Origin of the sequence: Spirulina subsalsa CS-330, assembly GCF_028330765.1 — a bacterium.
GTDB classification, from domain to species: Bacteria; Cyanobacteriota; Cyanobacteriia; order Cyanobacteriales; family Spirulinaceae; genus Spirulina; species Spirulina subsalsa_A.
Genome location: NZ_JAQMTY010000218.1, coordinates 1 through 5,539 on the forward strand (window position 1 = coordinate 1; position 5,539 = coordinate 5,539).

General features: G+C 55.2%; 4 protein-coding genes. All 4 read right to left on the reverse strand.

Annotation, left to right across the window (positions count from 1 at the left end):
- Window positions 1-107: 107 nt before the first annotated feature.
- Window positions 108-2,249, reverse strand: a complete 2,142-nt coding sequence (locus tag PN477_RS15180) for a hypothetical protein (RefSeq protein WP_272147396.1) — start codon at window positions 2,247-2,249, stop codon at window positions 108-110.
- A gap of 197 nt (window positions 2,250-2,446) precedes the next feature.
- A complete protein-coding gene (gene cax / locus PN477_RS15185; protein ID WP_272117511.1) occupies window positions 2,447-3,562 on the reverse strand; it encodes a calcium/proton exchanger in 1,116 nt (371 codons plus the stop codon).
- Between the two features lie 137 nt (window positions 3,563-3,699).
- Complete coding sequence (locus PN477_RS15190; RefSeq protein WP_272117509.1) at window positions 3,700-4,293, reverse strand: CPBP family intramembrane glutamic endopeptidase; 594 nt, start codon at window positions 4,291-4,293, stop codon at window positions 3,700-3,702.
- Entirely contained in the window at window positions 4,290-5,351 is a 1,062-nt protein-coding gene (locus PN477_RS15195) for a DUF3326 domain-containing protein (RefSeq protein ID WP_272117507.1), read from the reverse strand. Before PN477_RS15195 ends, PN477_RS15190 begins: the two co-directional genes overlap by 4 nt.
- Window positions 5,352-5,539 lie beyond the last annotated feature (188 nt).

Sequence of the window (5,539 nt, forward strand, 5' to 3'; positions counted from 1 at the left end):
AAATTGCTGCCCGCGTTAAACGGTCTGGGGCTCAGTGGTCTCGCCACAATGTGCCTAAGGTTCTTCTACACCGTTGTGCTTATCTCAATGGTGAACTCTATTAATCTCTATGTACTATCTGCATAACTGGGATGCACCCCATGCGGAGTTGCATCGGCGGGGACTTCTTCTGCTGCCACGCCGCCGCCGATGTCAGACTGAATCGTGACGAGGGTTGAAATGGCTGCGATCGCCTGCAACACCTTTGCTTCGGCATGGGCTGGCACATCTAAACAATTGTTCTCGCCCAACAGTTGCGCGATGCGGCGATGATGTTCATGGATCGCGAGCACCTTGAGCCGGGTGGGGGTTTCTTTGACGGCGATCACCTCCCCATCGTTCACAAGCGGAGGAGCCAGTTTGATCTGAAGCCGTTCATTGGCCAGGCGCTGCACAAATAACTCCGGTTCACCCGCCACCACATCAACGCGCACATTGTCCAGATCAGCCCAAAACACCAGCGGATGCCCCACCAATGCCAGTAACGCCTGATCATCAAAGAAATACCTGGGGTTTCCTGAACCGTAGCGGCGATATTCGTACTCCATTTGCAAGGTTTTAGCAATGTTTCGATCCTGTTCTGTGAGGTAGTCGGGCATCTCACGCACCGATTGAAACCGCTTTAAGGCGATGGATTTACCCTTAGTCCAACCGCCTTTGGCACTCAATTTTTGCTCGACGGGGTTGAGTTGCCAGTTATCCAGCGAACGAAACTGTAATCGCCACGCCAGACGATAGTGAGAGGCGCGATCGCTCTCAACTGGGGCATCAGGAGACGTTAACTGGGTCAGCGCATCGAGGGCAAGCTCCCACAATTCTCGATGCTGCACAATCTCGATCAGGGGTTGACTGTTGATCGTTTCGCGCAACCCGGCGGCCACTTCCTGATAAATTTCCGCGCCGTCCAAGCGCACGATTAAGTCGGCCAGTTCGAGGGCGAGCCAACTGTAGTCTGCCTTCGATGCCCGTTGATAGGCCTGCACCAGTTGCGGCGTTAGCCATTGGGAAAGTTCAGGCACATTGAGCCAGTACAAGCTGTAGACTTCGAGCAGAGTAGCCACCCCAACCGTCGGCAGGTTGTAGTCAAAAAACTCGCTCGCCACATCAGCCGCAAGCGAGTTTTGGCCCTGTTGAATTTTCAGCAGCCTTGAAAAGAGTTGGACACTGTGGTGTAGCCAGTATTGAGCCGATCCCCGTTCGATGCTTGTGCAATATTCGTGGGCCAGTTGCAAAGCGGCGGGGCTGCCGTCTTTTAACAGGGCAAATAAATAGAGCACTGTGGTAGGGATCTCAAACCACTCCATTTGTGCCGCGTTGGATTTACCGACCAGTTTTAAGCTGGCTTGGTAGTGGGCGATCGCCTCGGTGGTTTGGCCATCCAGGAAAGCGATCGCGCCCTGCAACGCCAACCGCCGATAAGACGGGGGATGTGTTTCAGTGTTCGCTAAAAGCTCCCAGACCTCCTGTAGATAGCCCCGCAGCCATAACTGTTCCCCATAGAGCACCACGATGTCCGGAGTCGCCTGTTGGGTCGCGTACAATTCTTCGAGCCATTCAAAAACCGCCTCAACTTCGTGGCACTGCTGAGCGGCATCCGTCAGAATCAACTCTAGACCTACATGACAAAACTCTGGCGAAAGCCGCTGCATCCAGTCCGGATCAAAGGGATGCTTGAGCATTGACCGAAAGACATCGATGAAGGTCAGTGTCGGTGTCCAATAGGCTATCCGACGCTCATCGAATAATGTGTCAACGTCTGTTAAATCTTCGCGATAGATGGCAATCCGCAATTCACGCAACCATTCTTGTTCGGATTGAAAGATTCGCTTTTTGTTGTAATGTTGCCGGAGCGGCAATTGGGTATGGATCGCGTTAACAATTGGCTCGAACGTGCGCCGCTTGACCGCATCCCGCACCACAACTTCCTGTAACTCTGACGGACACCGAATCCCACTGTTCTGAGGTTGCACCAACATTCCCTGATCAATTAGCTCGCTGATCCGGGCACTGAAGACATGGGCCTTTAATGGGGACAGGGGTGGGTCAAATGACAAGGTGGGGACGGCAACATTCCAGCATGCACAGGCTGTGGAGCGATTCAGGGGAGTATGGCAAATCGCAAAAAGTTGCACCATGGCTCGCTGGACTGGGTTGAGCTGCGCATAGCATTGTTGTAAAGGAGTGGATTGGGGGGAAAGGTCAGAAGCCATGGCCAGAGTCCCAAGGAAAAGAGTTGCGTTGAACGTTCGATGCTCAACAATTATCAGGTTAACCAACCCTAACGATCAAACATTAGTCTTAAGAACGTCTTCTGATCCCAAATCCGAACTCACAAGTAAAAGGCTCAATAGTGCAATACTGAGCCTTTCAACATCATATTTCGTTTTGGGGGTGCGTTTTAACCGCCTCAACCGCCCAGACCGGCAACCACCGGGTGGAAAAAGAACGCAAACCCCAGCACCATATAGGTTGCCAAGAGAAGAATTCCTTCGAGCCAGTTCGATTTTCCATCGGAACTCACGGAATTCGCCACCCAGACCGCCACCATCACGGCCACGAGTTCAAAGGGGTTGAAATCGAGATCCATCGGTTGACCGATAAACCAGCCCACAATCACCAACACTGGCGCGACAAACATCGCAATTTGCAGACTTGACCCCACCGAAACCGACACGGATAAATCCATTTTGTCTTTCATGGCGACGGTGACGGCGGTGGCGTGTTCTGCCGCGTTGCCAATAATCGGCAGTAAAATCACCCCGGTAAAGAGGGCACTCAACCCCAGGCTAGAGGTGGCTTCTTCGAGGCTATCCACGAGAAATTCCGATTCAACCGCCACCAACAGCGTCACCAAGAGCAACACCCCCATCCAGAGCACCACATTCGGTTTTTCATGTTTGGTGTGACCTTCGCCTGATTCGTCGTCGTTCATGTCATCCCCTTCGAGGTCGGCCATCCCCACATCGTAGAGGTAGGTATGGGTTTTCATCGAAAACAGCAGGGTGAGACAGTACACCAAGATCAAGATGATCGCTACGGCAACGGAGAGCTTTTGGAGCGTCAATTCGCCAATCCCGCTAGAGGTATATTCCACCGCTGTGGGGACAAGGAGAGCGATCACCGCTAGGTTCATTGTTGAGGCATTCATCCGGGCGGCGGTGGGTTGGAATTCCTGTTCTTTGAACCGGAGACCACCGAGGAGCATCGAGAACCCTAGCACCAGCAGCAGGTTACTAATAATCGAGCCGGTGATCGTGGCTTTTACCACTTCGATCAGGCCGCCTTTGAGGGCAACTAAGGCAATGATCAATTCCGTGGCGTTCCCGAAGGTGGCGTTGAGGAGTCCACCGAGGTTCGGCCCGACGACGACGGCCACTTCTTCGGTGGCGAGTCCCATCAGGGCGGCGAGGGGAACAATGCCCAGGCCGGCGGTGATGAAGGTGACGGCTGATCCCCATCCTAAGTAGGTCGAAGCGATGGAGATGGGAATAAACACCAGTAGACTGTAGATGATTTTGTTCATAAATCTGAGTATTGTGGTGTAGTCGAATTCGGGGAAGCAGGGGACGCTGTTCTCCAAGAATTTTAACGCATGGGTTTCGGGGATTTCGGGAGAGTGGGGGCGGATGGGGGCGATCGCACCCTGATTTTGCCTGATTCTCAAGACTTGGGACGAGGACGGCGATCGCTCCATTTCCACAGACAGCCGGAGCAGAAATTAGTCAAAATATGGGCGATGATCGGCACGAGGAGGTTACCCGTTGCGATCGCGCTCACGCCAAAAATCACCCCCACCACCGTTGCCCAGAGCATATAGGGCCATTGGGAAAGGCCGCTAAGATGTAAAACGCCAAACAAAACGCTGGATAGGATCACCGCCGCCAGATTTAACCCCAAGGCCGGTAACATCACCCCGCGAAACAATAATTCCTCACTCAACCCCGGCAACAACCCCAACCACAGCAAGTCCGGCCACTCCAGGGGCTTAATCACCAATTCTAAATACACCATGGCACTGCGTCGATAGGCCGGCCACCCCCAATGCAACAGCCCACTGATGGCGACAATTCCGGCCATCACCCCCACCCCCCAGCCCAGGGCGCTCCATTCAAACCGCACCGTGAGCAGAGGAATGTCGCCGAAATATTGCCAGAGTTTCGCCACAATCAGCAAGAGGGCAGCGGTGACTCCCATGGCGAGGAGGACTTGAGTCCGGCTGAGGGGTTCAGGGCTGGGGGAGGGAGAACTATTCACGGGCGCAGTAGGGTCGTGGGACGCAGGGGAGCAATGTGCGGGTTGAGGTGAGCCGGATCGAGACCGGCTTTGTAGGCGGCGAGGATGCCGATCGCTTCTAAGTAGGAGCGGGCCCGCAGGGCTGGAATACCGAGGGATTCTGGGGGGACTTGGATTTGGGTGGTGTTGGCTTCGACGGCGATCACGAGGCGATCGCTCAAACTCAGAGTGGCACTACCGCCACAGGCCGAGGCAGGCACAACGATCGCATCCACTTGATCCGCCCACACCTGTTCCGGAGCACGGGACTGCAACGGCCGCACAAATTGGGGCGCACGGGCCAACCCCACCAGCACCGACGGCAAAAAGGTATAACCCAATTCCTCAGCGGCGGAACGGGGGGCTACGTCCGGATCAACGGGGAGCGGCGCGAGGGCGGGGGCGTGGGCGCAGGGGACGCGGAATTGGCGCACCACCAGATGGGAAATCACCGCTTCGGCTCCGGCCAAGGGGTCAACGCCGGCCCCGTGGCGATAGGCTTGGAGGGCGTTGGGTTCGATGTCGTCGGGAAAGCGAGCCACGACGGCGATCGCATTCACCCCCGCCTGACCGAGCAACACTTCAGCGGCCCGCAGTAAGCTATCTGGATTCGACACCGTGCCCCAACTCGTGCCAGAGGCGGCGGTTTGGAGGGAGACCCCCAAGGGGGCATCGGTGATCAGGTAATCCGTCACAGGGAGGCCGAGGGTAGCGCGGGCCGCCTCGATCGCTTGGATATGACGGGTTTTGAGGTCATCCTCAATGCCTTGATCGAGGATCACCCCGATCCGGTTTTGGTGAACGGGTTGCAAGCCCCAATGACCGGCGGCAAATTGATCTAAACCGTAGCCTTCCACATAGAGGGTTTCAGTGGTAGGCCAGTAGAGTTGCGCCCCGTTGAGGACGTTGGGGTGGGTGATGATGCGATCGCACACCTGCGCCATGGCTTTCACCACCGGCAACGCATCCCCAGCATAGCCGCCAATCGCGGCCCCAATCCCCGTTGGTACGATGACCACAGCAGTTAACGGACGTGACAAACCCTTCAAAACGAATGCTCTCACTACAAGGGAGGAAATCGCTCCCCATTTTATCTTAAATGTGCAAAGAAGACTCCCACTATAAAGCGAGTCCGAGTAGAGTTACCGAAGGTAACGGCGGACGTGCCTTTTAGTGGCGAGATGAATTTGCACCAACAAACAAATCGAGCGACAGCGAGTCCTTTAAT

Excerpts from the sequence above, each read along its gene's own strand:
- PN477_RS15180 (WP_272147396.1), bottom strand. The coding sequence starts at position 2,249 with ATGGCTTCTGACCTTTCCCCCCAATCCACTCCTTTACAACAATGCTAT.
- cax (WP_272117511.1), bottom strand. The coding sequence starts at position 3,562 with ATGAACAAAATCATCTACAGTCTACTGGTGTTTATTCCCATCTCCATC.